The sequence below is a fragment of the Marinobacter panjinensis genome, from assembly GCF_005298175.1.
In the GTDB taxonomy this organism is placed as follows: domain Bacteria; phylum Pseudomonadota; class Gammaproteobacteria; order Pseudomonadales; family Oleiphilaceae; genus Marinobacter; species Marinobacter panjinensis.
Window position 1 is genome coordinate 1 of the sequence record NZ_SZYH01000001.1, and the last position, 26,676, is coordinate 26,676.

Here is a 26,676-nt window from a genome sequence, read left to right on the forward strand (position 1 = left end):
CCCGAACTCAGCAGTGAAACAGACCAGCGCCGATGGTAGTGTGGCTTCTGCCCATGTGAGAGTAGGTCATCGTCAGGCTCTTAATACTGAAAAACCCCCGCGGCTTCGCCGACGGGGGTTTTTTATTACCTGAATTAAAAAGGGTCAGGGCAACCAGATCTCAAACACCCCACCGCCCAGGCTGCCACCATTATGCAGCCGAATGGACCCGGTCCGGTCCCCTTCATTGTGCAGCTGAGCAACAGACGACGCGAAGAACAACCCCAGGCTGGTGCTGCCGCTCTTGAAGTTCAGGGATTTGAAACTCGGTGTGCCGCTGTGCTGCATACTCTCCGGATAACCATCTCCGTCATCCTCAACGCCAACAACCAGGAAACCCTGCTGTTCTGAGGCAGTCAGTTTGATCTTGCTCTTGGTGTAGCGAATGGCGTTGTTAATGGTGTTATTCAGCACGCCGGTCAGCAAATCTTCATCGAAGAACCCATTGATGTCATCGGCTTCTATCGCCAGCTCGATACCCAGGCCCTCGAGAAGGGGGGTGTGCCGGGCCATATGCTCGGAAAGAAAGTCGGGGACGAAGTGTTCCTCAATGTGAGCCGACAGGTTGTTTTCACCAAGCCGGTAGATGCCCAGCAGTTGCACCAGATCATTGTGCATACGCTCGGCTTCATATTGCAGGGTATTGAAGCGGGAAGACTCACCCACCGAGTTACCTTGCTCCTGGCGCAGCTCATCTAGAGAATTCAGCAACATGCCCAGGGAATTCTTCATGTCATGAACGGCGGATGCCAGAACCATGGAGAAGTCGATACTTTGAGACTCACGAGGACCAGAAGAGGTCTCCTGATTTTCGATGGTCATGACATCATTCCTTTCAGTTTTTTGCGCAGGGACATCAGGCGTCGATACTGCCGGTGTTGCTCCGGCAACCCTGAGAGCTTGGCGAGGTATTTCTCACAGCGCTTCAACAGATCGCGGTCGTCTTGGGTTTCCTGGTACTTCTTCATCAGTACCTGCACCAGATTAAGGTTGAGTGAGGCGTGGGAGGGCACTATCTCAAGGGCCTGACTGAACGTCGAGGCGGCCTCGTCAAGCTTTCCTGCCTCAAACGCCTTGATGCCATCCCGGTTCAGGGACCTTGCCTGCAATTTTTGTCGGAATCCTACCGGCTCATCAAGCAGGTTCTCGATCTTCTGCAGCAATGTCGGATTATCCTGGCAGCGATTGGCCAGGGCTGTCAGCAGGGTTTTTGCTTCTTCGTCCCGGCCCAGCCGGAACAATGTCTTGGCATAATCCAGGCCGGCCTCGGGATCCATGAGGTCCGGATCGCCCAATTCGTCAGCAATACTCTCGATTGCCTTCTGGGCTTCGTTCATTCTGCCCTGGCCGGCATGAACCCGGGATTGCACAATGCGGCTGCGGACCTTGATATCCTCCTGGTCTGCGAAACGTTTTTCCATGCGCCGCAGAATGGTCAGAGCTTCGTCCGCATGAGCCGAACCTTCGTCGGATGTATCGCCTTCGCTGAGATCCGACAGCGACTGGCCCAGCGCGAGGTAATGCTCGGAGCTGTCGTGAATAGAGTAGGTGCCCAGGGAAACCGTTTGTCGCCATGCCTCCGATGCGGTCGACATGTCCTGATTGGAAGCTGCCAGTCCAGCCAGGTGCTTGTGTCGCAGGAGCGCGTTAGGGGAGTGCTCGGCGGCCTTCTCCAGGATTTGCTGTGCCTGGGTGGGGCGCCCCTGCTTCTCCAGTGCTTCGGCCAGCAGATCATAGGCTTCCATGTAGTCAGGATGTTTGCTGACCAGGTCTTTCAGGGTGACAACGGCATCGTCGTAGTTCTGGTTGGCCACCAGGATTTTGCCGCGCCCCGCCCTGGCCCAAGAGAGATCCCGCTGAGCCAGCACGTCGTCATAGATTTTCAGGGCATGGCTGAAATCGCCGACCTGGTAGTAAAGGTCGGCAAGGGTTTTCATCAGCCATGTCTTGTAACGGGGCTTCGCGGGTAGCGCCTGCAGGCAGAGGGAGATGGCTTCAGGGTAGTTTTCACGGTCGATTTCCCGATTGATGGGAAGTAAAGCGTTTCGCTGTGTGATCAGCCCGCTGAGCCGTTTTTCCAGCATGGCGCGGTTGATGGGTTTCGTCAGGTAGGCATCGGGCTGGTATTCCCTGGCGCCCATGACCATCTCCTTGGACGTCTCAGCGGTGACCATCAGGAACAGGGACGAGCGTTTCAGAAGTTTCTTGTGCCGCAGTTCCTCCAGAATGTGCTGGCCGTTCTTGCCGTCTCCCAGGTTGTAGTCGCACAGGACCACATCCACATGGTTGTAGGAACAGTACTGGACGGCGGTAGACGCATTGGGTAGAAGTTCGATCTTGTCAGCACCACAGCTTCGTAACATCTGCCTCATGGACAGGCGAAAATTTTCGAAGTCATCGACAACCAGATAACTGAGTTTGGCAAAGGTGTTACCGATGGCGGTGTCTGTTGAATCGGTCATGGGCGCTTCTGTTTGAGTAACTTGTTAACCACAGCCCTGAGGGCCGCTGGCTTAACAGGTTTGTAAAGAATCTGATAACCCCTGCCAATAGCATCTTCCCTGACTTCCGGGGCCATGTAGCCGGTAATAAGTATGCCAGGTATATCATTGGTTGCCTCTTCTCTCAATGCGTCCATTGCGTCCAGACCATTACGGTTATCATCAAGCTGATAATCCGCCAGGATGATGTCCGGTTCTGTGCCGTTCAGCTTGTAGCGCGCATCTTCGAGGCTTTCGGCGGTGGTGACGTCACACTGCCAGTTGTCCAGAAGAGCACTCATGCCATGAAGGATGGCAGGGTCGTTGTCGATGCACAGCACGTGTAACCCTCCCAGGCTGGAGAGGCGCCGTGGTGCGGTGGCGGGCTTGGCAGCGTTCTGTTCGCTGTGTTCGGGGGCAGCGACCGGTACGGTGATGCTGAACACACTCCCCAGACCCTGAACAGAGCGAACATTGACCGGATGGTTGAGCATGCCGCAGATACGGTCAACAATGGCCAGCCCCAGGCCCAGCCCCTTTTTATCCCGGCCCTGCTGGAAACGGCGAAACTCCTCAAAGATATGGGCGAGCTGGTCGTCCGGAATACCCGGCCCGGTATCCCAGACTTCGATGCGAATATAACCCTTCAGACGGCGGCACCCGAGCAGGATCCTCCCGCTGGGGGTATATCGGATGGCATTGGAAAGAAAGTTCTGGATCACCCGTCTGAGCAGTTTGGAGTCAGAGCGTATCCAGGCACTGCTGGGCACCACGTGCAGATCCAGGCCCTGATCCTTGGCGATGGCGGAAAAATCCGTAGCCAGGTGACGCATGATCTCGTTGACCGGGAACACGCCGATATCCGGCTCCAGAGCGCCCGCGTCCAGTTTGGAAATGTCCAGCAGGGTGCTGATAATTTCCTCGGCGGCCCCCAGAGAGCTGTCGATATGTTCCACCAGTTCCGTCATTTCCGGGTCACGGGCCTTGCCGGCAAGCGCAGACGTGAACAGACGGGCCGCGTTCAGCGGCTGTAGCAAATCGTGACTGGCTGACGCGAGGAAGCGGGTTTTGCTCTGGTTAGCCTGCTCGGCAACCGACTTGGCCTTGAGCATCTGCTCGTTGATTACCTGCAACTCCTGGGTGCGTTCCTTCACCCGTTGTTCCAGATAGATATTGGTTTCCTTCAGCGCCTGTTCGGTGCGGCGCATGGCAGTGATGTCCTGGAAGGTGGTCACATAACCGCCGCCGGGAATCGGGCTGCCGTCAATTCGCAGCACGGTGCCGTCCGGTCGCTGACGCTCGTAGGACATGGCTCGGCCCTCCCGCATCTTGCTGCAACGGTCGGTAATAATCTCGTCAATACGTCTTGCCGGCAGATTGGTATTGGTCAGGTTGTAGCGCATCAGGTCTTCCACCGGCCGTCCGACCCGGACAAAACCGGCGGGGTAGTTGAATTGCTCCAGGTAGCGTTGATTCCATACCACCAGCTGTTGCTGATGATTCACCACTGAAACGCCCAGGCTGATATTCTCAATGGCGGACTGCAGGAGCTCGCGGCTGAACGTCATGGCCTGGGAGGCTTCATCGACAATGCTGACAACGTCCTCGATCTGCATGTCCCGGCCGGTCAGGGTCGACTCAAGCACAACTCTGGCGGTTGACGCGCCGATGACTGAGGCCAGCTGGCGTTCGATAAACTTCATCAGGTGCGATGAAGCAGGGCGGTGAAGGTGCAGGCGGATGGCGTTGCGCCGTTCATAGTTGCGGAATATGGCCTCCGCCCGCTCCTCTCCCATAAAGCGGTCAGCAATGGCCTGGAGGTCAGATGTCAGGATTTCACCCTGCCAGCTTTGTTGCTGGGGTGTTTCCGCTTTTGGCTGGGGGTCCTGGAAGAACGAAGCGATCTGGATTTTTTCCCGCACCCGTTGGCGGGTGAGCATGGACAGCACGATGTAGGTGACGGTGTTGATGCCAAGGCTCCAGATGATGCCATGGCTGATCTGGTCGAGCTCGGAGCCGAACAGGGCCGTTGGCCTGGTCCAGTTGATTCCCCAGATACCCTGTTCGATGAGGGTATCGTTCAGCCATCCGGTTGAAGCCAGTGCCGGTAGCAACAGGGTGTAGCACCACATAAGGAACCCGAGCCCCAGCCCCCATACCGCGCCCGTATGGTTGCCCCTGCGCCAGAGGATGCCCCCCACCAGGGCAGGGCCAAACTGGGCTGCTGCAGCAAACGAGAGGAGCCCGAAAGCCGTCAGGCTGTAGTCTTCCCCGGCCATACGATAAAAACCGTAGGCAGTTAACAGAACCACGAAGATGGCCACACGGCGGATGCTCAGCAGCAGGTAGCTGAGATCCGAGCGTTTGTTCATGCCGGGGCGGAAAAATTTCAGCAGGGCGGGCATGATGATTTCGTTGCTCACCATGGTGGCGATGGCCACGGAACAGACAATCACCATTGCAGCGGCGGCCGAGCCACCGCCGAGAAATGCCAGTATGGCGAGCCATTGTTCGCCGGCAGCAATAGGCAGGTTGAGAATCAGGATGTCGGGATCCGAGGAACCGATTTCCGGCGACAGAAGTCCGGCCGCGGCAATGGGCAGGACAAAGGCACTGGCGATAATCAGGTAGATGGGCATGGCCCACCGGGCAGTTTCGAAATCCCGGTAGTCGGTGTTCTCTACCACCATAACGTGAAACTGCCGTGGCAGGCAGATAATGGCAAGCATGGCCACCAGCGTCTGGGTAATAAAGGCTGGTGCCTCTATTCCGTCCGTTGTCAGGGTGCCCACCAGTCCGGCCTCACGGACATTGCCCCAGAGATCACCGAAACCACCGTAAAGGCCATAGCCCACAAACAGCCCGACAGCCACAAAGGCAACAATCTTGATCAGTGATTCGAAGGCAATCGCCTGAATCATGCCGCGATGGTGTTCCGTGGACTCCAGGTGCCGGGTGCCGAACAGCACAGTAAACACCGCCAGCACAAGGGTGATGTACCAGGCAGAGTCGTTCCAGGCGGCTGTGCTCAGCTCGGTATGGGTCGTTCCAGCGCCGGAAAGAACGTTGAAGCCCATGGAGATGGCTTTTAACTGGAGCGCAATGTAGGGAACGCTTCCAATGAGCGCAAAGATGGCGACCATGGCCGCCAGGGACTGGGATTTGCCATACCGCGAGGCAATGAAGTCAGCGATGGAGGTGCTGTTGTTGCGCTTACTGATGAAGATGATGCGGCGAAGAAGGGGAGCGCCGAACACGAACACCAGCAAGGGGCCCAGATAGATGGGCAGGAAGCCCAGCCCTTCCTGGGTAGCACGCCCGACAGCACCGTAGAAGGTCCAGGAGGTGAAATAGACTGCAAGGGACAGGGCATAGACATGGGTTCTTGCCCAACGCCGGCGATAGAGCCCGGGATGGCGGTCACCAGCCCAGGCAATGGCAAACAGCAGCGAGATGTAAGTGATCGAAATGAGGACTAACAGCCAGCCACTGAGCATAAACAGGCTTTCCCAGAGTACGATGAACAGACGTCAGGCCCGGTAACCGGATCTACTGGTCGCAGGCAAGCTCCAGCAACGGGTCGTCTTCGGGCAATGTTCGGAGTGCACTGGTATCCAGACTCTTTTCGCCCTTGAGGGGGACCAGCTCACGCGAATCACAGTTTAGCAGATACATTTTCTGGGACACCGCATCGGTGTAGGACTGCTCGAAGCGGTAAAGGCTGAAGCGAACAATATTCTGTTCAGGGTCGTCCACCATAATGCTGTTGGTATCCAGAACGGTAAAAGCAGCGATCTGTGGCACAACATAGGCCCATGGCCGCCACGGCGCGCCATATTCCTCGGTGCTGACGACAACAGCCTCTTCCGGGAGCTGCGTCTGCTTGAGATCAAACCAGGTGTACTCCATGTATATCAGGTAACCCAGCATGCCCGCGCCGGCAAATACCGGAATAATCCACTTGGGGGCTTTTTGTCGGGTGATGGCACGGATAGTGAGGGCGATACCGGCGGCGCCGAGACCACAGAATACTGTCGCCACAAAAGTCCAGAACATATGATTGATTCCTCGAAAAAAAACGGGCTTCCCCAATGAGGAAGCCCGTTCAGGTTCAGCCAGTCAGATTGTCATCTGCCGTTGGCTGATGTGTTGCTTAGTGGTCAGTAGCTTTGCCGGAACCGCGTGGGTAACGGACGCTTTCGACCAGTTCCTGAATCTCAATGGGCGGCTCTTCGGTCGCATGAGAGACCGCAAAGGCTACCGCAAAGTTGATGATTGCACCAACTGCACCGAACGACAGTGGGGAAATGCCCAGCAGCCAGTTGTCCGGAGTGTTGGCCAGGTTGTTGGTTCCCGGAATGAAGAACCAGCCAAGGAAGATGAAGATGTAGACCAGGGTAGCACCCAGGCCAGCCAACATTCCCGAGATGGCGCCCACATTGTTAATGCGCTTGAAGAAGATACCCATCATCAGCGCCGGGAACAGCGAGGCAGCCGCGATACCGAAGGCCAGAGCTACCACCTGTGCGGCGAACCCTGGAGGGTTGGCGCCAAGGTAGGTAGCCAGCACTATGGCAACGGCCATGGAGATACGTGCCGCCAGCAGTTCCCCTTTCTCCGAGATGTTGGGGTTGAAGCCACCTTTGATCAGGTCGTGACTCACCGCAGACGATATTGCCAGCAACAGACCAGCCGCTGTCGACAAGGCCGCCGCAAGACCACCAGCCGCAATCAGACCGATAACCCAGCCTGGCAGGTTGGCAATCTCGGGGTTGGCCAATACCAGAATGTCGTTGTTGTAGGTGAATTCGTTGCCTTCCCAGCCGCGGGCTTCCGCCTCGTCTGCGAACTCGGCATTACCATCGTTGTAGAACTGGATGCGGCCGTCGTTGTTCTTGTCTTCGAACTGGATCAGGCCAGTAACTTCCCACTCCTGAATCCACTGCGGCCGGTCATCATATTCGATGGCCTGACCCTGGACGCCATCCGGATAGATGGTGGTCATCAGGTTCAGTCGAGCCATGGATGCAACTGCAGGCGCAGTCAGGTACAGCAGGGCGATGAACACCAGCGCCCAGCCAGCGGACCAGCGTGCGTCTGCAACCTTGGGTACGGTGAAGAAGCGGATGATAACGTGAGGCAGACCAGCAGTACCGATCATCAGAGACAGGGTAAACAGAACCATGTTCAGTTTGTTGTCCACGTCTGCCGTGTAGTCCCGGAAGCCGAGTTCAGTGATAACCTGGTCCAGCTTCTCCAGCAGGGGAAGTCCCGAATCAACGTGAGTCGAGAACAGGCCAAGCGGAGGCAGCGGGTTGCCAGTCAGTTGCAGTGAGATGAACACCGCTGGAATGGTGTACGCAATGATCAGTACGCAATACTGGGCCACCTGAGTATAGGTGATGCCTTTCATGCCGCCCAGTACCGCGTAAATGAAGATCACGATTGCCGCGATGATCAGACCCATGGTGGCGTCCACTTCCAGGAACCGGGAGAAAGCTACACCGGCACCGGCCATCTGGCCGATAACGTAGGTAACCGACGCCACGATCAGACAGGCTACAGCCACAAACCGTGCATTTCGGCTGTAGAACCGGTCACCGATGAACTCGGGAACCGTGAACTTGCCGAACTTACGCAGGTAAGGTGCAAGCAGCATGGCCAGCAGCACATAACCACCGGTCCAGCCCATCAGGAAGGTTGAGTTGGCATAACCACCAGCGGCAATCAGGCCCGCCATGGAAATAAAGGATGCCGCAGACATCCAGTCAGCACCGATAGCGGCACCGTTGGTGATTGGATGAACGCCGCCACCCGCGACGTAGAAATCACTTGTACTACCGGCACGCGCCCAGACGGCGATACCGATATAGAGGGCGAATGAACCGCCTACGAATAACAGGTTGATTATAAACTGATCCATTCGAACTTACTCCTCATGCACGTCGAATTTTTCATCGAGCTTGTTCATTCGCCATGCGTAATGAAAGATCAGCGCGATGAAGGTAAGAATCGAACCCTGTTGGGCGAACCAGAAACCGAGGTCGGTTCCGCCGATAGGGATTCCGGCGAGCATGGGGCGAAGCAATATGGCGAATCCATAAGATACCAGGGCCCAGACGATCAGGCTCCCGAATATCAGGCGAAGGTTCGCCTTCCAGTAATTCACAGCATCGTAGTCATGACCTGACATAGGATCACTCCTGTTTTGTTGTTGTGGGGGTTGGGTGGGTTTTCTGTGACGTGTTTTTTGTAGAGAAATTATTATTCATATAGTTCTTCTCCGACTTGTTGTCCTCTCCGACTTTACCCGTCAAGCGATATATAGATATTGGCAAAAGGTCTAATTCTCAGTAATTTGCCTGCCAAAATGTCCGCAAACGCGACACAGTTCCAGGGTTTCTAACCTGGCCGATGCATGTTTTTAAGACGGCGGTAGTACTTTAGCTTGTCGATGAGGCCCTGCAATGTGACAACGTCGTTTTTGTGAGCTCTGTTGATAACTGCCAGGGTCAATTCCGCAGTGGCGAGGGCGTCGGCGGCCGCATGGTGGCGGGCACTGACCTCTAGGCCGAAAAAATCAGCCCAGTTGTCCAGGCCCCGGCCTCCGGTTTTTGCATCGGGAAAAAACGCCGGTAGCATCTCCGCCACGTCGATCCAGGTGTGGGGTTGGGTGTATCCAAGGGTATTTTTGAGCGCTTTCTCAAGGAACTTCTGGTCAAACGCTGAATGGTAGGCAAGGATCGGGTCGCCGTTCATCCATTCCAGCAGATGCAACAGGGCATCTTCGGTCTCGTGGCCGCGGGTCAGGGCTTCCGGGCCGATACCGTGAATCAGGACAGTCTCACTGATGTCCAGCTCCGGGCGCCGGAGGATAAGGTCGAACTGGTCCCCCATGACTATGGCATTTTTGTGGATAGCCACGGCTCCGATGGCAATGACTTCATCTTTTGCGGCATTGAGGCCGGTAGTTTCAAGGTCAAGCACGATCAGCCTGCAATCGGACAGGCGCTGAACGCCGGCGGTTTTCGGGGTTGGCAGGTGTTCACGGTCGGGCCCGCCCGTACTGCCGGCCCTGAGCCGTTCAATCCAGTCTTTGATCTGCTCCAGCATAATGGTCGGCCCGGGGGTCAGAGTTGATAGGTCACTTCCAGCTTCTGCTGCAAGCGCTGGGCCTGGCGGAAAGATTCGCGAAGAATTCGCCGGTCCAGCGGGTTGAGATCGTCAGGGTCGATATAGTTGGACAAGGGTTCCTCCCGCTCCAGCATTTCCTGGTGGGCTCTCATCCGGATCGCCTGAATGAGGCTATAGGCCTCCTGCCAGGCATTGGCATCCTTGGGGTCGAAGACACCTTTCTTGGCAAGGGCGCTCATGCGCTCCAGCGTGTTGGCTTCGCCAACCCCATTGGCCAGGGCAAACACCCTGACGGCTTCCACAAACGGCGCCAGGCCCTGACGCTTCAGATCCAGTTTGTTCTTCTTGCCTTCCTGGACATAGCGGAAGTTGCGGAACATGGTCAGAGGGGGCTTGCGGGTGATGGCATTGCCCGCCAGCATCTTCTGAAACAGGGCGTTCTTGCGGATGCGTGCGAGAACCTTGTCCAGCAGGGCGTCCAGTGGCTCTGTTGGCCCGAACACCGCTCTCATGTCGAGGAATATGGACGAGTACACCAGGTTTTGCGGGGTAGATGCGTCGATAAACCGGATGAACCAGTCGTCCCACTCACGGCCGCTGAGGCACAGTTTCGGATTGCTGGCCATGATGTTGCCCTTGCACAGGGTGAAACCACATTCTGCCAGTTCCTTGTTGATGGTTTCGGCAAACGGCAGCAGTTTTTCCCTTGCCTGGTCTTCGCTCATTCCCTCTGGTGTTTCGAACAGGATGCCGTTGTCCTGGTCCGTCAACAATGTCTGCTCCTGCCGGCCTTCGCTGCCGAAGGTCAGCCAGGTGAAGGGAATGCCCGGGTCGTTCTTCTTTATGTTCAATTCCAGTACCCGGCGCACAGTAACATCGTTCAGGGTGGTAATGATTTTTACCACCTGACCGGAGTCCGCTCCGTGGGCAAGCATGGCGTCCACGAGCCTGGAAACGTCGGTTCTCAGGCTGACCAGGGTCCTTAGATGGCTGGCGGTGCCAATGGTACGGGCGAGATTGACCAGATCCACCCGTTGCAGGGAGAAGAGGTCTCTCTCCGAGACCATGCCTATCAGGCGCTTGTCCTCATCCACCACACAGATATGGGCAAAGTGGTGCTCTGCCATGAGCATGGCGGCTTCAAAGGCGTCGGCCTGGGCTGTCAGGCAGCAGGGGTTTTTTGTCATCACCTGCCCGATGGGTGTGTCCAGCGGCCCTTTTTCTTCCGCCACCATGGTGCGCAGGTCCCTCAGGGTAAAGATGCCCCTGGGGTGCCGCTCGTCATCGGTTATGACAATGCTGCCTACATTATTCTCGTGCATGCGTGCGACGGCCTTGCGCACTGGCAGGTCCGGTGAGCACACAATGGGGTTGCGAATGGCATAGCGTTCCAGGGGGGTGTCCAGAGAGTTGCTGGAGCCTATGGAGGCCATGGCGCCAGTCTGTATTCGCTGGTTGACCTGGTCGAGCAGGCTGCTTACGCCCCGCAGGCAGAAATCGCGGAAAGGGTCACTCTGTGAGAACAGCGTGACAAAGGTGTCGTGTTCAATGCTGAGGCAGAAGGTGTCCCCGGAGGCGCGGTGAAGCGTACGGGTGGGGCGCTCGCCGATCAGGGCTGCCAGAGGAAAACACTCACCCTGGCTGATTTCGAACGTGGTTTCCGTCTCGCCGTCCTTGTCCCGGGCGCGTTCGCCGCGAATGCGCCCCTGCTTGACGATGTAGAATCGTTTTACAGGGCCATCCTCCGGCGAGAGTACGACATCATCATCGGCATAGAACCGCAGGGAAGCGTGTTCTGCAAAATGGGCCAGATGTGAATCGTCCATGTTCGAAAATGGCGAATGCTCGCGCAGAAAGGTCATAATGGCGCGTGTATTCTGGGGGCGTTCGCTGTCCTGGGGTGCGGCGGTCATAAACGCGCTCCGTTGTGGTTGTTATGAGCCTGAAGTGTAGACTAACTACAGGTACGCGGGCCCTAAGATTTTCGTCGGATAGTCAGTTATTAACGCTGTGGCGGGTGTGGGCCGGCGGGTGTTAAAGTCCCATCAACCCGACTGCAAATGATATCGACATGACGACCAAAGATGAGCGCCTTAGCTTTCTGGAGGAGATGAAGGACGTCCGTCGCATCCGGAAACCCAACAAGGCCGACGTGAAGACTCCGAAGGACCTGACGCCGGGTCACCTTGAGCGGCAACGGTCAGCCATGGATCAGCCGCTGAAGGACCGTAACCCGCTGACCGCTGATATGGTGGAGCCGCTGACGGCACACGATGTCCTGTGCTGGCAGCGCCCGGGTGTCCAGAACGGGGTGTTTCGCAAGTTCCGTCTTGGGCAGTACCCGATTGAAGCACGCCTGGACCTGCACCGTATGACAGTCGAGGAGGCACGCCGGGAGGTGTTCGGCTTTATAACTGACTGTGTCCGCTACGGGCTAAGGTCGGTGATCATCCTGCACGGCAAGGGTGAGCGTAACCCGGACGGTATCGCCCAGCTCAAGAGCTACATCGCCAAATGGCTTCCGGAGCTGGACGATGTGCTGGCGTTCCATTCAGCACAGAAGCGTCACGGCGGCACCGGTGCCGTCTACGTCATGGTTCGCAAGGGCGACCGTGACAAGCAGCGTAACCGTGAAATTCACGGTGCCTGAAGATTATCAGCCAAAACCGATGAGATCGGTCCGGAGGTAAGAATGAAACAGTTGATGTTGGTACTTTTTGTGGCAGCGGCCCTGGCCGGGTGCAAGGACCGTGTTATCTGGAATGATAACGGCAAGGTCGAAGAGGCGACAACGGACCGTAAGGTCTGGGACTCCGAGGGGAAAATGCCGACTGGCGAACGAAAGATCTGGACCGACAAGGACGGTGAGGACGTCGTCAAATAAGGCCGTTCCGGCTGACAAACAATAAAAACTCAGCCGGGGCCATGGCTCCGGTGAACACGGGAGAGTCTTCATGGCCGTGCGCCTGACTGTGAATGGCAAAAAGCAAACCGTTGAGGTTGAAAGCGACACCCCCCTGCTGTGGGTCGTTCGCGACGAACTTGGGCTTAAAGGAACCAAGTTCGGCTGCGGTAAGGGGCTTTGCGGCGCCTGTACCGTCCACTTGAATGGACAGCCAGTGCGTTCCTGCTCCACGCCGGTGGAAATGGCCGAAGGTGGAGATGTGATCACCATCGAAGGCCTGACAACCGATGGCGATTTGCATCCCCTGCAACTGGCCTGGGTGGAACATGGAGTTCCCCAGTGCGGCTATTGCCAGTCAGGTCAGATCATGAGCGCTGCTCATCTGTTGCAGCACAACGAGTCTCCTTCCCGTGAAGACATTGTTGCTGCGGTAAGCGGTAATCTGTGTCGTTGCGGCACTTACTCCCGAATTGTTGCCGCTGTCGAGTCCGTGGTTGAAAGCCGCGTCGGCCAGTCCAGTCACGGGGAGGCGTGATATGACCATGAATCGACGCGACTTCCTCAAGGTTACTGCGGGCACGTCTGGCGGGCTGGTCATTTCCCTGTCGCTGCCGGGTTGTGCCGGGATACAGACCGGTTACGATCAAAACAGCGGCGACTGGAAGCCGGATGCCTGGCTGGAGCTGACGACCGACGACAAGGTTTATTTCACCCTGGCCCGGGTAGAGATGGGGCAGGGCACCTACACCGGCCTGACCACACTGATCGCCGAAGAGCTGGAAGTGGCTCCTGCCGCCATACAACCCAGGTTTGCGCCGGTGGCCCCTGAGTACCGAAATCCGCTTTACAAGCTGCAACTGACGGGCGGAAGCACCAGCATGGCGACCAGTTGGCAGCCATTACGGATAGCCGGTGCCTCTGCCCGCATCATGCTGATCAGGGCAGCTGCCAGCGTCTGGGAAGTCAGTCCGGAAGACTGCCGCGCGGCTGACGGCCGGGTGGTGCATCCGAACGGCAATGAAAGCCTGTCTTATGGCCGACTGGTGGAGCTGGCCGCGAAGCAGAAGGTTCCAGGAGATCCCGTCCTGAAACCCCGCGAGGAATGGAAATACATCGGCAGGAACCGGGGCCGCCTGGATGCCGAAGCCAAATCCACCGGCGCCCCGATCTATGGCATTGATGTTGAACTGGACGGCATGGTTTACGCCGTTGTCACCCGTCCGCCCCGTTATGGTGCCCGCCTCCGGTCCTTCGACGATTCTGAAGCTCGCAAGTTGCCCGGTGTTCTAGACGTCTTCGAGATTGAGCGGGGCGTTGCAGTGGTCGCCGACAAATACTGGCGCGCTCGCAAGGCACAGGACGTGTTGACCATTGAATGGGATAACAGCGACGCCCTGAGCCTGTCGAATGACGAGGTCTTTTCTTCCTATCACAAGGCGGCCGACGAAGACCCGGGCGAAAGCGAGCGCAGCGAGGGCGACTACGGCGATGCGGTCGAGAGCGCTGAACGCCTGGTTGATGCCAGCTATGAGCAGCCCTACCTGGCCCACGCCACGCTGGAGCCGATGAATGCCACGGCCTGGTACCGGAACAACGGAATTGAAGTCTGGGCACCAACCCAGGCACCGGACCTTGGCCGTATTGCGGCCGCCAGGGTAACCGACCTGTCACCGGACGATGTGACCATCCATACCACCTTCCTCGGTGGCGGTTTCGGTCGTCGGCTGACCAACGATTACATCGAGGAAGCCTCTGCGGTCGCATTCAGGGTTGGCAAACCGGTCAAGCTGATCTGGTCGCGGGAGGAGGACACCCGCCATGATCTGTATCGCCCGGCCATGCTGCATCGTATGCAGGCCAGTGTCAGCGGTGATCAGGTTACCGGCTGGCACCACCAGATTGTTGGCCCCCAGATACTGGACTGGTACGTACGCAACGCGGCGCCTGCGCAGTATCCCTGGGCACCGAAATATCTCTACAACACGCTGGGACGGGTGGGGCTGATGGCCGAGGGCATTGCCACACCAAAGGATCACTCCGCCATAGAAGGCGCCATCGAGTATCCGTACCGGGTGCCGAATCTTGATATCCGCCACACCCACACGGACCCGGGCGTGCCCGTTTCCTGGTGGCGGTCAGTCGGGTTTTCCCACAACGGCTTTGCGGTGGAAACCTTCATGGATGAGCTGGCCAGTGAACTGGGGCAGGACCCCTACCAGTTCCGGCGGTCGCTGATTGACCATGAGCCCAGGCATCTGGAGGTGCTCGATCGCGCCGTCAGGCTGGCGCAATGGGACGACCCGGCACCGGAAGGCCGGGCGCGCGGCATAGCCCTGTTCCGCAGTTTTGGCACCTACGTCGCCCAGGTGGTCGAGGCCAGTGTTGAGGCCGGCGAAATTCGCGTGCACAAGGTGGTCTGCGCCGTTGACTGTGGCCAGGTGGTCAATCCGGACATTGTGCGCGATCAGATCGAGGGTGGTGTGATCTTCGGTCTTACAGCGGCACTTTATGGCAACATTACCTTCAGGAACGGGCAGGTTGAGCAGAGCAATTTCCATGATTACCCGTTGATGAGGCACGACCAGCGGCCGGAAGTGGTTGTCGACATTGTTGATAGTGAGGCGGCGCCAACGGGCGTCGGCGAGCCGGGTGTTCCGCCGGTGATTCCGGCGCTGGGTAATGCGCTGTTTGCATTGACTGGCAAGCGCCAGCGCAGGCTCCCCCTGAAAGCACAGGTGTAACGACCGGATGGCCACTGGCGCCCACGAGTCCGTTTTCAACGACGTCCGGGACTGGCTGCTGGCCGGAAAGCGGGTGTGGTTGTCTACCATCACTGAAACCTGGGGGTCTTCTCCCAGGCCCGCGGGATCCTGGCTGGCCGTCAGCAGCGATGGCGACTGGTCCGGGTCGGTGTCCGGCGGCTGCCTGGAGGAGGATTTGCTGAACCGCTGCGTTGCCGGCGGGCCGGAAATCCCCCGGTTCATCGACTACGGCATCTCCGACCACGACCGGGATCAATTCCGGCTGCCGTGCGGTGGCCGCATACGCCTGCTTGTGGAACCCCTATGGCCCGAACGGGACTTGCCCCATGTGGAAGCGGTGCTGGAGGCACTGAAAGCGCGGAATCCGGTTGCCCGGATTGTGTCCCTCGGCTCCGGTATCGCCCGGTGTGAGCTTGCAGACACCCGGCAAGCCGGAATTACAGTGGATGCGCAGGTTTTGAGGCACGGGCTGATGCCCGAGTTCCGGCTGTTGCTGGTGGGCGCGGGTGAAGTTGCTCGCTACGTGGCAGACTTCGCCAGGGCAGCCGATTTTTCCGTCACCCTCTGCGAGCCCCGGCCAACCTTTTCAGAAGGCTGGAGCCACGCCGGCCTGCCACTGGTTCAGGCACTGCCGGATGACCTGGTCAGCCGCTCCTTCAATGATCCCTGGGCCGGTGTGCTGGCCCTGGCCCATGACCCCCGGGTGGATGACATGGCGCTGCTGGCGGCTTTGAATTCCGGGGCTTCTTACGTTGGTGCCATGGGCTCGGCCCGCACCTCCGCCGAGCGCCGGGAACGGCTGGCATCGCTAGGGTTGGCGCAGGAACAACTGGGCAGGCTGAGAGCGCCCATCGGCATCAATATTCCCAGCAAGACCCCCGCTGAGATCGCCATTTCCGTGGTTGCGGACCTTATCGCCGCACGTCACCATTTGCGGGTGGCCCGCCCATCCTTATAATGGAAACCATCAAGCGCTGAACCGGCGCGTCTGTTCCGAGGTGCCCTTTGTTTGACGTAACCCGCTACGCCATTGCGGCGCAATCCATCATTGATGCCGGCCGGTTTCTCTACGGCCAGGGCTGGTCTCCGGCCACCAGCAGCAACTATTCAGCGCGCATCGACGATGAACATATTGCCGTTACCGTCTCCGGTCGCCACAAGGGGCAACTGGTCGCCGGCGATGTGATGGTGGTGGATCTGGCCGGAAAAGCCGTTCAGAGCAATGCCCGCTCATCCGCTGAAACACAGCTGCACACCGTTCTTTACCAGACCTTCCCGGAAGTTGGTGCGGTATTGCATACCCATTCGGTCAAGGCGACAGTGCTGAGCCGGCTGCTGCCGGCCGGAGAGCCTCTGACATTGCAGGGTTACGAGTTGCAGAAAGCCTTTTCAGGCATCGATACCCACGAATCAGAGCTCACGGTGCCGGTTTTCGACAACACCCAGGACATTCCTGCGCTGGCACGGCAAACCGGAGATTGGTTCCGCCAGCATCCCGGGCAGCCGGGCTACCTGATCCGCGGACATGGCCTTTATACCTGGGGCAGGACCATGGCAGACTGCTTGCGCCATGTTGAAGCCTTTGAATTTCTGTTTGAATGTGAGCTTGAAACCATGAGGGTCCGCCGATGACAACCTTGAGTATTTTTGACCAGAGTGCACCCGAAACGCCTCGCGTCGTTACCGAAGACGCCGGCAAGATTGCCAGCCTGCTGGCGGAGCACGGTGTACGGTTCGAACAATGGAGCACCCGGGACCTGCCCGCGGACGCATCGTCAGACGATATCCTGGAAGCCTACGCAGGCGAGATTCAGGCCCTCAAGGACGAGTGTGGGTTTCAGGCAGCGGACGTGATCAGCCTGAACCCGGATAACCCCCAGAAGGAGGCATTTCGTAACAAGTTCCTGAACGAGCATGTGCACAGCGAGGACGAAGTTCGGTTCTTCGTCCGCGGGCAGGGCCTGTTCTACCTGCATTTCGGCGACCAGATATACGCCGTTCTGTGCCAGAAAAACGACCTGATCAGCGTGCCGGATGGCACTCGCCACTGGTTCGATATGGGACCGGAGCCTGCCTTTACCTGCATTCGCCTGTTCACCAATCCGGAAGGCTGGGTTGCAGAGTTCACCGGCGAGGACATTGCCAGCCGGTTACCCCGTTATGAACGCCTGGCAGGAGCCGCCGGATGATTCGCGTGATCCTGACAGACATCGAGGGGACCACCAGCTCGATCTCCTTCGTTCATGAGGTGCTGTTTCCCTATTCGGCGAAGCACATGGCCGATTTTGTGCGGGAAGGCGAGGCCGACAGCATCGAGATCCGGGAACAACTGGATGCGATTGCGCAAACGTCCGGAGTGGCCAGGAACGATATCGAGGGGCTCATTGGAGTGCTGGATACCTGGATTCGCGAAGATCGTAAGGAAACACCCCTGAAAACCCTGCAGGGCATGCTCTGGGAGCAGGGCTACCAGCAGGGTGCCTTTCGCGGCCACATCTATGAGGATGCCGCCGAATATCTGCAGCGCTGGCATGATCGAGGGTTTCGCCTGTTCGTATATTCTTCCGGTTCCGTGAAGGCACAGAAGCTGATTTTCGGATTCAGCGAGGCGGGGGATCTGACACCGTTCTTTTCCGGGTTTTTTGATACCCGTATCGGTGGCAAGAAAGATCCGGAATCCTACGGCAATATCATCAATGAACTGGGTGTAGAACCCGGAACGGTGCTTTTCCTGTCGGATGTGGAGGCAGAATTGCAGGCGGCTGAAAGTGCTGGCATGCAGACCATCTGGCTGATTCGCGAGGGTGATATCCCGGAAACTCAACGTCAGGTGGCCAGGGACTTTGCTGAAGTAGACCGGTTTCTCCTGCAGCGCTGATCCGCCCCTTGCGCCTTCTTCTCTGAGCCCCCCGTGAGCAGGAGGCCTTGTGCCTGATACCCGAAAACTGATCATCCCTCTTTTGTGCCTCTACCTGGCGAGCTGTGCCCCGGACTCGGGCGTTCCGGAGATGATGGACAACTATGTGGTTCAGGTGGCGGACGCCCTGGAACTGAACCCTGAGTTGTCCGAAGTCAGTCCGGTCTCACAGATCCCCCGTCGCCGTGAGCGCTTCCTGGAAATGCCTGACCTGGATATGGGAATGCTGGACTTCCTGTCTCTCTATGGATGTGAGCTGCAATACGTGGTTGGTGAGCGAAACTCCATTATGGGCCGGGTGATGCAACCCCTGAACCGGTTACGTTACGAGGCGCATTTTATCCGCGCCGCTGAAAACTGTATCCCCCAGACTGATCGGGAAAGCGTCAAGGAAGATCTGCAAGAGGCTATCGAGAGCAAATCCGAAACGCTGGCCATTGCTGTCTGGAATGCGACCTGGGGCGTGGAGGAGGTTGAGCGGCTTTTCACCCTGGCCCAAGGGTACTATCCCGGAAAGAGTGACGAGAACCCGGTCGCTGAGCTGGCCAGTGGTGTCATGAAGCTTAATAGGACCGTCACTGGCCTGTTGGGTGGCAACACCGATGAGCCACTGGAATACGTTGGAGAGGTACACCAGCGCTGGCAGGCTGAGCATCGGGCAGGCCAGTTGATGAACAGCGCGCGGTTGCTGGTTACACGGCTTGATGATGCAACAGCTCTGCTGGCCAGGAGGGTTGAAACCGATCCGTTATGTCCGGAGGACGGTGCCAGCACAGCAACTGGGGCCCTCGGGGAGGCCTATTCCAGAGCTTACGCTGAAGGTGTTCAGACTTATCTGCAACGCGTTGACCAGGCTAAAGAGGCTCTGATCGAACCGCTGGAGAAACTGGCGGCGCAGCAGGAGGACACTATGCCGGAGGCTTTCAGGGAATGGTACCGGCAGCACCTGGACACGGAAAATACCGGAAGCCTGTGGGGCCAACTGGACCGGGCGACTGAAACCCATGCCCTGCGTTGGCAGCAGCTTCTGGCCCAGTGCGGCGTGTCCCCGGATTCGTGAGGTATGGTGCAGCTTAACGCTGGCTTTCGGGGGTAACCCGCAGGATCTCCTCGACAGTGGTAGAGCCGGCCGCCACTTTCTGCGCACCGCTGAGCCGCAGCGATTTCATGCCGTCCTTGTAGGCATCCACCCTTAGCTGCTCCAGTTCGCACTGCTCGGTAATCTGGCGGATCAGGTTGCCGGAGAGCTGCATGATTTCATACACCCCCGCGCGACCGTAATAGCCGGTATTCCGGCACTCCAGGCATCCCACCGGGTGATAGACCTGTTTGGGTGGGGTTGCCTTCCAGGGCCGTGTCAGGCTCTGCCAGGCCTGCTCGTCCACAGGCCCCGGCTCCTTGCAGTGGGGGCACAGGGTTCTGGCCAGCCGCTGGGCCATTACACCCAGCACCGTGGCGCGAATCAGGTAAGGGGGAATGCCCAGCTCCATCAGCCGGGTAATCGCGCTGGGGGCATCGTTGGTGTGCAGGGTGGACAGCACCAGGTGCCCGGTCAGTGCGGCCTGCACGGCCATCTCAGCTGTCTCAAGGTCGCGGATCTCGCCGATCATGATGATGTCCGGATCCTGCCGCAGCAAGGCCCGCACGCCGGAGGCGAAGGTCAGCTCAATGTTGGTCTGTACCTGCATCTGGTTGAAGGCCGGCTCCACCATCTCGATTGGGTCCTCGATGGTGCAGATATTCACCTCGTGGGTGGCCAGCTGCTTGAGGGTGGAATACAGGGTGGTGGTCTTGCCGGAACCGGTGGGGCCGGTGACCAGCACGATGCCATGGGGCCGGTCGGTAATGCCCTGCCAGCGTTCCCGGTCTTCCTTTGAAAAGCCCAGTTGTTCGTAGGATTTCAGCAGCACTTCCGGGTCGAAGATCCGCATTACCATTTTTTCGCCAAATGCGGTCGGCATGGTGGCCAGGCGCAGCTCCACTTCGCTGTTGTCCGGCTTGCGGGTCTTGATGCGACCGTCCTGGGGGCGGCGTTTTTCCGCCACGTTCAGCCGGCCAAGGATCTTCAGGCGGCTGGTAACCGCCACGCCGACCTGGTCCGGAAATTCGTACACGTTGTGCAGCACGCCGTCGATGCGGAAACGCACCTGGGTGACGTTGCGCCGTGGTTCGATGTGGATGTCAGACGCACGCTGGTCAAAGGCGTACTGCAGCAGCCAGTCAACAATCTTGACCACGTGCTGGTCGTTGGCGTCCGGGTTTTCGCTGGCGCCCAGGTCCAGCAGTTGTTCGAAGTTCTGCGCACCTGCGGGGTTGGCTGACTTGTTGCCACCGGCCTTGCTGACAGAACTGGCCAGTTGGTAGAACTCGACCGTGTAACGGCGGATATCATCGGGGTTGGCCACCACCCGGCGGATATCCTTGCCGACTGCCTGCCGCAGGTTGCTTTCCCAGTCGCCCTTGAACGGCTCGCTGCTGGCGATCAGCACTTCGTCTCGGCCGATTTCAACGGCAAGAATGCCATGCCGCTGGGCAAAGGCATAGGACATCACCCGGGCGATGGCCGGCGTGTCTATCTTCAGGGGGTCAATGTGGTAATAGGGTTGCTCCGCCCATGCCGCGAGCCATTGGGTAAGCTTGTCCAGATCCAGGGTGTGGCCGGTTTTCTGGCTTTCCAGGCCGGCCTTGGCGACCAGTTCCAGCGGGTGGCGATGGCTGGCTGGCCCGCTGCCACCTGTAAAAGCACTGATGTTGGCTGACAGAACCCGCTCAGCGTCCTCCTGGGTGATGTCACCGCTGGTCACCAGTGCCGTACAGATGTCCCTCAGGGTCAGTGTGCTTCTGTGGGGCGCAGGTGGATGGGTGCTGTCTGCCATGGAGTGCTTCCTGTCAGGTTTCTGAAACCGGCTGTGGGCGATTTACCTTAAGATGGACCATGGCCACTGTAAACAGCAGGAAGGTCAGCACTGTGAGGATCAGCGGCGCAATGGCGCCTTCGCTGAGCCAGGCGGACACAACGTGACGGGTGAAATAGAAAATGACCACAAAGCTCAGCCATATATAACCCCGGTTATGGCCGCGGAATACGGGCACTGCAAACACCAGTAGCGGGATCAGTTTGATGCTGAGCATCAGGGTTACCGAGACACCCTCAGTCTGCACCGGATAAAACGTCGTAACGACCAGAGTCACCAGGGTTGCAAGATAAAGCGCAATGGTCAGTCGGGCCGTGATGCGTGCTTTCGGATTGTGAAGCATTCAGAATTCCGTTGTTGGTAATGGGCTGTCAGTCGATAAGTTTTACGGCGAGCCGGGCCAGGCGTTCACCGAATGTCTGGCAGATGGTTTTTTCGTGGTCGCTCACGGCCTGCTGCTCTCCGGTGCCGGCCCAGTGGGACGGGCCATAGGGGGTGCCCCCGGACGTGGTCTCGTTGAGGGCGTTTTCGGAGTAGGGCACTCCGCACAGCACCATTCCGTGGTGCAAAAGCGGCACCATCATGGTCAGCAGGGTGCTTTCCTGTCCTCCGTGAAGGCTGCCGGTTGAAGTAAAGGCACCGGCAGGTTTGCCGGAGAGCGTTCCGTTCAGCCACAGGTCCCCGGTGCTGTCGAGAAAATACTTCAGTGGCGCGGCCATGTTACCAAAGCGGGTCGGACTGCCGATGGCCAGGCCGGAACAGTTCGCCAGGTCACCCTTGCTGGCGTAGGGTGCGCCATCGTCCGGCACCGCCGGCAGCGACGCCTCGGTATCCGGCGATACGCTCGGCACTGTGCGAATTCTGGCATCAATGCCAGCCACCCGGGACACGCCCCGGGCGATCTGGGTAGCCATTTCTGCAGTCTGGCCGGTGCGGCTGTAGTACAACACCAGAATGTAGGGGGCCTCGGCAGCCATCGCCTGTCTCCGTTTAAAGAATGTTGAGGACGTTCTCGGGCGGTCGGCCCAGGGCCACCTTGTTGCCCTTGATGACAATGGGGCGCTCAATCAGTTTCGGGGTGGCCACCATGGCTTTGATCAGGGTCTCCCGATCCAGCTCCGGATCGTCCAGGCCCCGTTCCCTGTATTCTTTTTCGCCGGTTCGCATCAGCTCCCGTGGGCCAATATCGAGAGCCTCGAGGATGTGTTCCAGTATCTGCTCTGTTGGCGGCGTTTCCAGGTAGCGTATAATTTCTGGTTCAACACCCTGTTCTCGAAGGAGTTCAAGGGTTTGCCGGGATTTTGAGCAGCGTGGGTTGTGGAAAATCCGGGTCGGTTCTGTCATGGTTCTCCCTCTTTCCAGGTCAGGTAAACCGCAAGTATGTACGAGCGCTGTAGTCTAACAGGAGGCCACCCTGTGCAATACCCTGCCGGGCACACTGTTGATAAACCCTTAGAGCATCGTGCAATGATGTGTAATTCCAGCAGGGCACGTGGAGTCGGTATAATACTGGTCGTATTGATGCTGGCGGGCTGCCAGAATCCGGAGTTTGAAAAGCCGGACGGCACGGTGCTGAAGTGGGAGAGCCTGCGCGGCCACTGGGTGCTGGTCAACTACTGGGCAGAATGGTGCAAGCCCTGCCTGGAGGAAATCCCGGAGCTTAATGACCTCGACAGGTCCAGTGCCATTGTGGTCCTGGGCGTAAACTTCGATGACATCCGGGGCCAGGAACTGATTGAACTGGGCGACAGAATGGGAATCAGGTACGGCATGCTGAACGAGGACCCTGGCCCTGAATTCGGCTGGAAAACCCCGGTAGCCTTGCCGGCCACCTTCGTTGTCAACCCTGACGGAGATCTGGTGGAAGCCCGTTTCGGCCCACAGACAGAAGAAGACATCAAAGAACTGATCGGGCGCTGAACCCACCCGATCCGGAATCATCAAGCAGGATTACCCCGGCGCTATGTCACAGACCTTTGTCCACCTCCGCGTGCACTCCGAATATTCCATGGTAGATGGGCTGGTGCGGGTGAAACCGCTGATCAGTCGGGTTGCAGAGCTGGGCATGCCAGCGGTTGGCCTGACCGAGCAGTCCAACATGTGTTCCCTGGTGCGTTTCTATAAGGCTGCCATGGGTGCCGGGGTAAAACCCGTCATTGGTGCGGATCTCTGGATTGAAAACCCGGAAGAGCCGGACAACCCTTTCCGTATTACCCTGCTGGCACGTGATAACGACGGTTATCTGAATCTCACCGAAGTGGTTTCCCTGGGGTATACGGAAGGGCAGCGGTTCGGCAAGCCCATCATCCAGCGCAAGTGGTTGGAAGACCGCTCCGGTGGGCTTATTGCCCTGTCGGGGGCGCGGATGGGCGATGTCGGCAAGGCACTGATGGCCGGCAAGCTGGATCTTGCCCGGCAGCGCGCTGAATACTGGATGACGCTTTATCCCGGGTCGTTTTACCTGGAACTTCAGCGCACCGGCCGGCCGGGAGATGAAGACTGCCTGCACCTGAATATCGAACTGGCAGAAGCCCTTTCATGCCCGGTAGTAGCCACGAATGACGTTCACTTCCTCCACGCCGAAGATTTCGAGGCCCACGAGGCCAGGGTCTGCATCGGCGAAAGCCGCACCCTCGATGACCCGAGACGGGATCGCCGCTTCAGCGATCAGCAATACCTGCGCAGTGCCGAGGAAATGATCGAGCTGTTCTCGGACATTCCCGAGGCGGTGGAGAACACGGTCGAGATTGCCCGTCGTTGCTCGGTACAGGTGCGGATGGGTGAGTACTTCCTGCCGAACTATCCCATCCCTGATGGCATGACCATGGATGAATACTTCCGCAAGGTGTCGGAAGAGGGCCTGGAAGAGCGGCTGGCGAAGACCCTGAGCAAGGATGACCCGGACTACGACACCAAGCGCGAGGCCTACTACACACGGCTGAATTTCGAGCTCGATATCATCACCCAGATGGGCTTCCCCGGCTACTTCCTGATCGTTATGGACTTCATCAAGTGGGCCAAGAATAACGGCGTGCCGGTGGGCCCGGGTCGGGGCTCCGGTGCCGGCTCGCTGGTGGCCTACGCCCAGTTGATTACCGATCTGGACCCACTGGAATACGACCTGCTGTTCGAGCGCTTCCTGAACCCGGAGCGGGTATCCATGCCCGACTTCGACGTGGATTTCTGCATGGAAGGCCGTGACCGGGTCATCGCCTATGTGGCAGAGAAATACGGCCGTGAAGCGGTATCCCAGATCATCACCTTCGGTACCATGGCCGCCAAGGCGGTGGTTCGCGACGTGGCTCGGGTTCAGGGCAAGTCCTACGGGCTGGCGGACAAGATGTCCAAGATGATTCCTTTCGAGCCGGGCATGACCCTGGAGAAAGCCCTGGAACAGGAGCCGCAGCTGGTCGAGTTCCTGGAAAACGACGAGGAAGCCCAGGAAATCTGGGAAATGGCCCTTAAGCTTGAGGGTGTCTGCCGTAATGCCGGGAAACACGCCGGTGGTGTGGTGATCGCGCCCACCAAGATTACCGACTTCTCGCCACTGTATTGCGATGATGAGGGCGGCAGCCTGGTAACGCAGTTCGACAAGGGTGATGTGGAAGATGCCGGTCTGGTGAAGTTCGACTTCCTGGGCCTGCGAACCCTTACCATCATCGACTGGGCCCTGAAGATGATCAATCCTCGCCGGGAGAAACAGGGCAAGCCGGCACTGGACATCAACGAGATACCGCTGGACGACGTTCCGTCTTTCACCATGCTCAAGAAAGCGGAAACCACCGCGGTATTCCAGCTGGAATCCCGTGGCATGAAAGACCTGATCCGCCGCCTGCAGCCGGATTCCCTGGAAGACATGATCGCCCTTGTGGCGCTGTTCCGTCCCGGCCCGCTGCAATCGGGCATGGTGGATGACTTTATCGACCGTAAACACGGCCGACAGCCGATGTCGTTTCCGCACCCGGACTATCAGTATGATGGCCTGAAGCCGGTTCTGGAGCCCACCTACGGGGTTATCCTGTACCAGGAACAGGTCATGCAGATCGCCCAGGTGATGGCCGGCTACACGCTCGGTAACGCCGACATGCTGCGTCGGGCCATGGGCAAGAAAAAGCCCGAGGAGATGGCCAAGCAGAAGCAGTTCTTCCTGGACGGCTGTGAAAAGAACGGCATCGACAAGACGCTGGCGGAAAACATCTTCGACCTCGTCGAGAAGTTCGCCGGTTACGGCTTCAACAAATCCCACTCAGCTGCCTACGCCCTGGTTTCCTACCAGACGCTCTGGCTGAAGGCTCATTATCCAGCTGAGTTCATGGCAGCGGTGCTGACAGCGGACATGCAGAACACTGACAAGGTGGTCACGCTGGTGGAGGAATGCCGCAGTATGGGGCTGGAGCTGCTGGTGCCTGATGTCAGCCGTTCCGAGTTCACCTTCACGGTGAACGAGGATGGCGCCATTATTTACGGCCTGGGCGCGATCAAGGGCCTGGGCGAGGGCCCGATTGGCAGCATCCAGGCCGGGCGCGCAGATGGTGAACCCTACCAGGATATATTTGATTTCTGCCGCCGCGTGGACCTGAAGAAAGTGAACAAGCGGGCCATGGAGGCGCTGATTCGTTCCGGGGCCATGGACAAGCTGGGCGCCGGACGTGCACAGCTGATGGCAAGCATTGATAAGGCCATTCAACAGGCCGGCCAGCAGTCCCGCAACGAATCCGCAGGTATGACGGATATGTTCGGCGAAATGCTCATGGGCGGTGAGGATGGCGACCCCTACTCTGATGTGGCAGATGTACGGGAATGGCCAAAGAAACAGCGCTTGAAAGGGGAGAAGGATACCCTCGGCATTTATCTGACCGGCCACCCCTTCGATGAATATGAGAAAGAGGTTCGACGGTTTGTGCGTTCCTCCATTGCCGACCTCAAGCCTGCGCGACAACCCCAGCGCGTTGCTGGCCTGGTGGTGGCTCAACGCTCAATGAAAACCCGTACCGGCTCTACCATGGCGTTTATCACCCTGGACGACCGCAGTGCCCGCATCGAGGCAACGCTGTTCTCCGAGGCGTTTTTCGAGAACCGGGAGCTGTTGCAGTCAGACCAGGTGATCGTGGTTGAGGGGCAGGTCAGCCACGACGATTACTCTGGCCAGATGAAAATGCGGGTGAATTCGGTGATGGACGTGGGCACGGCCCGGCAACAGTTCAGCCGCGGACTCAAACTCGCCATTCACGCCGACCAGCTGCAGAACGGCCTGCTGGACAAGCTGGACTCCACTCTGCGGCCCTTCCGTTGTGAAGGCAGCCCGGTATGGATTGAATACAGCAGCGACAACGCCAGCACCCGTATCGAGCTGGGTGAATCCTGGCGTGTTCAGCCAGATGACGACCTTTTGCTGGAGTTGAAATATCTGGTGGGCGACCAGTCCGTAGAACTGGTCTATGATTGATAGTGTCCGGCAAGGTTCATCCCCGGTGTGGCGACGTGCTGAAACATTACGTTTTTGTCAGAAAGCGGACTCATACCA

General features: G+C 58.3%; 23 protein-coding genes and 1 rRNA gene. 12 read left to right on the top strand and 12 right to left on the bottom strand.

Features of this window, described 5'->3' with window-relative positions:
- Positions 1–78: ribosomal RNA gene (gene rrf, locus FDP08_RS20640) — 5S ribosomal RNA — on the top strand; the annotation flags it as partial.
- Positions 79–144: 66 nt separating this feature from the next.
- On the opposite strand, the gene FDP08_RS00005 is transcribed toward rrf, so the two are convergent.
- The 8 genes from FDP08_RS00005 to FDP08_RS00040 all read right to left on the bottom strand — a co-directional run bounded on the left by FDP08_RS00005 (position 145) and on the right by FDP08_RS00040 (position 11,566).
- Positions 145–861 (bottom strand): sensor histidine kinase, encoded by a 717-nt coding sequence (locus FDP08_RS00005; RefSeq protein WP_137434010.1) that lies wholly within the window; start codon positions 859–861, stop codon positions 145–147.
- A complete protein-coding gene (locus FDP08_RS00010) occupies positions 858–2,501 on the bottom strand; it encodes a tetratricopeptide repeat-containing response regulator (protein ID WP_137434011.1) in 1,644 nt (547 codons plus the stop codon). Before FDP08_RS00010 ends, FDP08_RS00005 begins: the two co-directional genes overlap by 4 nt.
- Positions 2,498–6,016 carry a hybrid sensor histidine kinase/response regulator gene (locus tag FDP08_RS00015; RefSeq protein ID WP_137434012.1) on the bottom strand — a complete coding sequence of 1,173 codons (3,519 nt, stop codon included), beginning with the start codon at positions 6,014–6,016 and terminating at the stop codon, positions 2,498–2,500. The genes FDP08_RS00010 and FDP08_RS00015 overlap by 4 nt, the downstream gene beginning before the upstream one ends.
- A gap of 52 nt (positions 6,017–6,068) precedes the next feature.
- Entirely contained in the window at positions 6,069–6,575 is a 507-nt protein-coding gene (locus FDP08_RS00020) for a hypothetical protein (RefSeq protein WP_137434013.1), read from the bottom strand.
- Positions 6,576–6,672: 97 nt separating this feature from the next.
- Positions 6,673–8,442: a sodium:solute symporter family protein gene (locus FDP08_RS00025; protein ID WP_137434014.1), complete on the bottom strand. Its 1,770-nt coding sequence runs from the start codon at positions 8,440–8,442 to the stop codon at positions 6,673–6,675.
- A 6-nt stretch (positions 8,443–8,448) separates the two neighbouring features.
- Entirely contained in the window at positions 8,449–8,712 is a 264-nt protein-coding gene (locus tag FDP08_RS00030; RefSeq protein WP_007154785.1) for a DUF4212 domain-containing protein, read from the bottom strand.
- Between the two features lie 209 nt (positions 8,713–8,921).
- The gene (locus tag FDP08_RS00035) at positions 8,922–9,632 is read right to left on the bottom strand and encodes a 3'-5' exonuclease (protein ID WP_137434015.1); all 711 of its coding nucleotides are present in this window, start codon (positions 9,630–9,632) and stop codon (positions 8,922–8,924) included.
- A gap of 17 nt (positions 9,633–9,649) precedes the next feature.
- Positions 9,650–11,566 (bottom strand): putative nucleotidyltransferase substrate binding domain-containing protein, encoded by a 1,917-nt coding sequence (locus FDP08_RS00040; protein WP_137434016.1) that lies wholly within the window; start codon positions 11,564–11,566, stop codon positions 9,650–9,652.
- Positions 11,567–11,724: 158 nt separating this feature from the next.
- Between FDP08_RS00040 and smrA the strand changes: the two genes are divergently transcribed.
- From smrA to FDP08_RS00085, 9 genes are all read left to right on the top strand, one after another.
- Positions 11,725–12,303 carry a DNA endonuclease SmrA gene (smrA, locus tag FDP08_RS00045; protein ID WP_137434017.1) on the top strand — a complete coding sequence of 193 codons (579 nt, stop codon included), beginning with the start codon at positions 11,725–11,727 and terminating at the stop codon, positions 12,301–12,303.
- Between the two features lie 42 nt (positions 12,304–12,345).
- Complete coding sequence (locus FDP08_RS00050; protein WP_137434018.1) at positions 12,346–12,537, top strand: hypothetical protein; 192 nt, start codon at positions 12,346–12,348, stop codon at positions 12,535–12,537.
- A gap of 70 nt (positions 12,538–12,607) precedes the next feature.
- Positions 12,608–13,093 carry a (2Fe-2S)-binding protein gene (locus tag FDP08_RS00055; RefSeq protein WP_137434019.1) on the top strand — a complete coding sequence of 162 codons (486 nt, stop codon included), beginning with the start codon at positions 12,608–12,610 and terminating at the stop codon, positions 13,091–13,093.
- Position 13,094: 1 nt separating this feature from the next.
- Positions 13,095–15,299 carry a xanthine dehydrogenase family protein molybdopterin-binding subunit gene (locus FDP08_RS00060; protein WP_137434020.1) on the top strand — a complete coding sequence of 735 codons (2,205 nt, stop codon included), beginning with the start codon at positions 13,095–13,097 and terminating at the stop codon, positions 15,297–15,299.
- Positions 15,300–15,306: 7 nt separating this feature from the next.
- Positions 15,307–16,278 carry an XdhC family protein gene (locus FDP08_RS00065; RefSeq protein ID WP_137434021.1) on the top strand — a complete coding sequence of 324 codons (972 nt, stop codon included), beginning with the start codon at positions 15,307–15,309 and terminating at the stop codon, positions 16,276–16,278.
- A gap of 47 nt (positions 16,279–16,325) precedes the next feature.
- Entirely contained in the window at positions 16,326–16,952 is a 627-nt protein-coding gene (locus FDP08_RS00070) for a methylthioribulose 1-phosphate dehydratase (protein WP_137434022.1), read from the top strand.
- Positions 16,949–17,509, top strand: a complete 561-nt coding sequence (locus FDP08_RS00075) for a 1,2-dihydroxy-3-keto-5-methylthiopentene dioxygenase (protein ID WP_137434023.1) — start codon at positions 16,949–16,951, stop codon at positions 17,507–17,509. The genes FDP08_RS00070 and FDP08_RS00075 overlap by 4 nt, the downstream gene beginning before the upstream one ends.
- A complete protein-coding gene (mtnC, locus tag FDP08_RS00080; protein WP_137434024.1) occupies positions 17,506–18,198 on the top strand; it encodes an acireductone synthase in 693 nt (230 codons plus the stop codon). The genes FDP08_RS00075 and mtnC overlap by 4 nt, the downstream gene beginning before the upstream one ends.
- A 49-nt stretch (positions 18,199–18,247) precedes the next feature.
- Positions 18,248–19,297 carry a DUF3080 family protein gene (locus FDP08_RS00085; RefSeq protein ID WP_228263193.1) on the top strand — a complete coding sequence of 350 codons (1,050 nt, stop codon included), beginning with the start codon at positions 18,248–18,250 and terminating at the stop codon, positions 19,295–19,297.
- A 13-nt stretch (positions 19,298–19,310) separates the two neighbouring features.
- Here the strand turns inward: FDP08_RS00085 and tfpB are convergent, their stop codons facing one another.
- The 4 genes from tfpB to arsC are packed head-to-tail and all read right to left on the bottom strand — an operon-like array spanning position 19,311 to position 22,496.
- Entirely contained in the window at positions 19,311–21,113 is a 1,803-nt protein-coding gene (tfpB, locus tag FDP08_RS00090) for a type IV pilus assembly ATPase TfpB (protein WP_137434025.1), read from the bottom strand.
- A 13-nt stretch (positions 21,114–21,126) separates the two neighbouring features.
- Complete coding sequence (locus FDP08_RS00095) at positions 21,127–21,495, bottom strand: DUF2069 domain-containing protein (protein WP_137434026.1); 369 nt, start codon at positions 21,493–21,495, stop codon at positions 21,127–21,129.
- A gap of 28 nt (positions 21,496–21,523) precedes the next feature.
- Positions 21,524–22,129, bottom strand: coding sequence for an NAD(P)H:quinone oxidoreductase (gene wrbA / locus FDP08_RS00100; RefSeq protein WP_137434027.1), 606 nt, complete (start codon positions 22,127–22,129; stop codon positions 21,524–21,526).
- A gap of 13 nt (positions 22,130–22,142) precedes the next feature.
- The gene (arsC, locus tag FDP08_RS00105) at positions 22,143–22,496 is read right to left on the bottom strand and encodes an arsenate reductase (glutaredoxin) (RefSeq protein WP_137434028.1); all 354 of its coding nucleotides are present in this window, start codon (positions 22,494–22,496) and stop codon (positions 22,143–22,145) included.
- Positions 22,497–22,619: 123 nt separating this feature from the next.
- On the opposite strand from arsC, the gene FDP08_RS00110 reads away from it, so the two are divergent.
- Positions 22,620–23,072, top strand: coding sequence for a TlpA family protein disulfide reductase (locus tag FDP08_RS00110; RefSeq protein WP_137434029.1), 453 nt, complete (start codon positions 22,620–22,622; stop codon positions 23,070–23,072).
- A gap of 43 nt (positions 23,073–23,115) precedes the next feature.
- Entirely contained in the window at positions 23,116–26,598 is a 3,483-nt protein-coding gene (gene dnaE, locus FDP08_RS00115) for a DNA polymerase III subunit alpha (protein WP_137434030.1), read from the top strand.
- The last annotated feature ends 78 nt before the right edge of the window (positions 26,599–26,676 follow it).

Bases quoted from the DNA above. Each gene is read 5' to 3' on its own strand.
- FDP08_RS00005 (WP_137434010.1), bottom strand. From the start codon at position 861: ATGACCATCGAAAATCAGGAGACCTCTTCTGGTCCTCGTGAGTCTCAA.
- FDP08_RS00010 (WP_137434011.1), bottom strand. From the start codon at position 2,501: ATGACCGATTCAACAGACACCGCCATCGGTAACACCTTTGCCAAACTC.
- FDP08_RS00015 (WP_137434012.1), bottom strand. From the start codon at position 6,016: ATGCTCAGTGGCTGGCTGTTAGTCCTCATTTCGATCACTTACATCTCG.
- FDP08_RS00020 (WP_137434013.1), bottom strand. From the start codon at position 6,575: ATGTTCTGGACTTTTGTGGCGACAGTATTCTGTGGTCTCGGCGCCGCC.
- FDP08_RS00025 (WP_137434014.1), bottom strand. From the start codon at position 8,442: ATGGATCAGTTTATAATCAACCTGTTATTCGTAGGCGGTTCATTCGCC.
- FDP08_RS00030 (WP_007154785.1), bottom strand. From the start codon at position 8,712: ATGTCAGGTCATGACTACGATGCTGTGAATTACTGGAAGGCGAACCTT.
- FDP08_RS00035 (WP_137434015.1), bottom strand. From the start codon at position 9,632: ATGCTGGAGCAGATCAAAGACTGGATTGAACGGCTCAGGGCCGGCAGT.
- FDP08_RS00040 (WP_137434016.1), bottom strand. From the start codon at position 11,566: ATGACCGCCGCACCCCAGGACAGCGAACGCCCCCAGAATACACGCGCC.
- smrA (WP_137434017.1), top strand. From the start codon at position 11,725: ATGACGACCAAAGATGAGCGCCTTAGCTTTCTGGAGGAGATGAAGGAC.
- FDP08_RS00050 (WP_137434018.1), top strand. From the start codon at position 12,346: ATGAAACAGTTGATGTTGGTACTTTTTGTGGCAGCGGCCCTGGCCGGG.
- FDP08_RS00055 (WP_137434019.1), top strand. From the start codon at position 12,608: ATGGCCGTGCGCCTGACTGTGAATGGCAAAAAGCAAACCGTTGAGGTT.
- FDP08_RS00060 (WP_137434020.1), top strand. From the start codon at position 13,095: ATGACCATGAATCGACGCGACTTCCTCAAGGTTACTGCGGGCACGTCT.
- FDP08_RS00065 (WP_137434021.1), top strand. From the start codon at position 15,307: ATGGCCACTGGCGCCCACGAGTCCGTTTTCAACGACGTCCGGGACTGG.
- FDP08_RS00075 (WP_137434023.1), top strand. From the start codon at position 16,949: ATGACAACCTTGAGTATTTTTGACCAGAGTGCACCCGAAACGCCTCGC.
- mtnC (WP_137434024.1), top strand. From the start codon at position 17,506: ATGATTCGCGTGATCCTGACAGACATCGAGGGGACCACCAGCTCGATC.
- tfpB (WP_137434025.1), bottom strand. From the start codon at position 21,113: ATGGCAGACAGCACCCATCCACCTGCGCCCCACAGAAGCACACTGACC.
- FDP08_RS00095 (WP_137434026.1), bottom strand. From the start codon at position 21,495: ATGCTTCACAATCCGAAAGCACGCATCACGGCCCGACTGACCATTGCG.
- wrbA (WP_137434027.1), bottom strand. From the start codon at position 22,129: ATGGCTGCCGAGGCCCCCTACATTCTGGTGTTGTACTACAGCCGCACC.
- arsC (WP_137434028.1), bottom strand. From the start codon at position 22,496: ATGACAGAACCGACCCGGATTTTCCACAACCCACGCTGCTCAAAATCC.
- FDP08_RS00110 (WP_137434029.1), top strand. From the start codon at position 22,620: ATGATGTGTAATTCCAGCAGGGCACGTGGAGTCGGTATAATACTGGTC.
- dnaE (WP_137434030.1), top strand. From the start codon at position 23,116: ATGTCACAGACCTTTGTCCACCTCCGCGTGCACTCCGAATATTCCATG.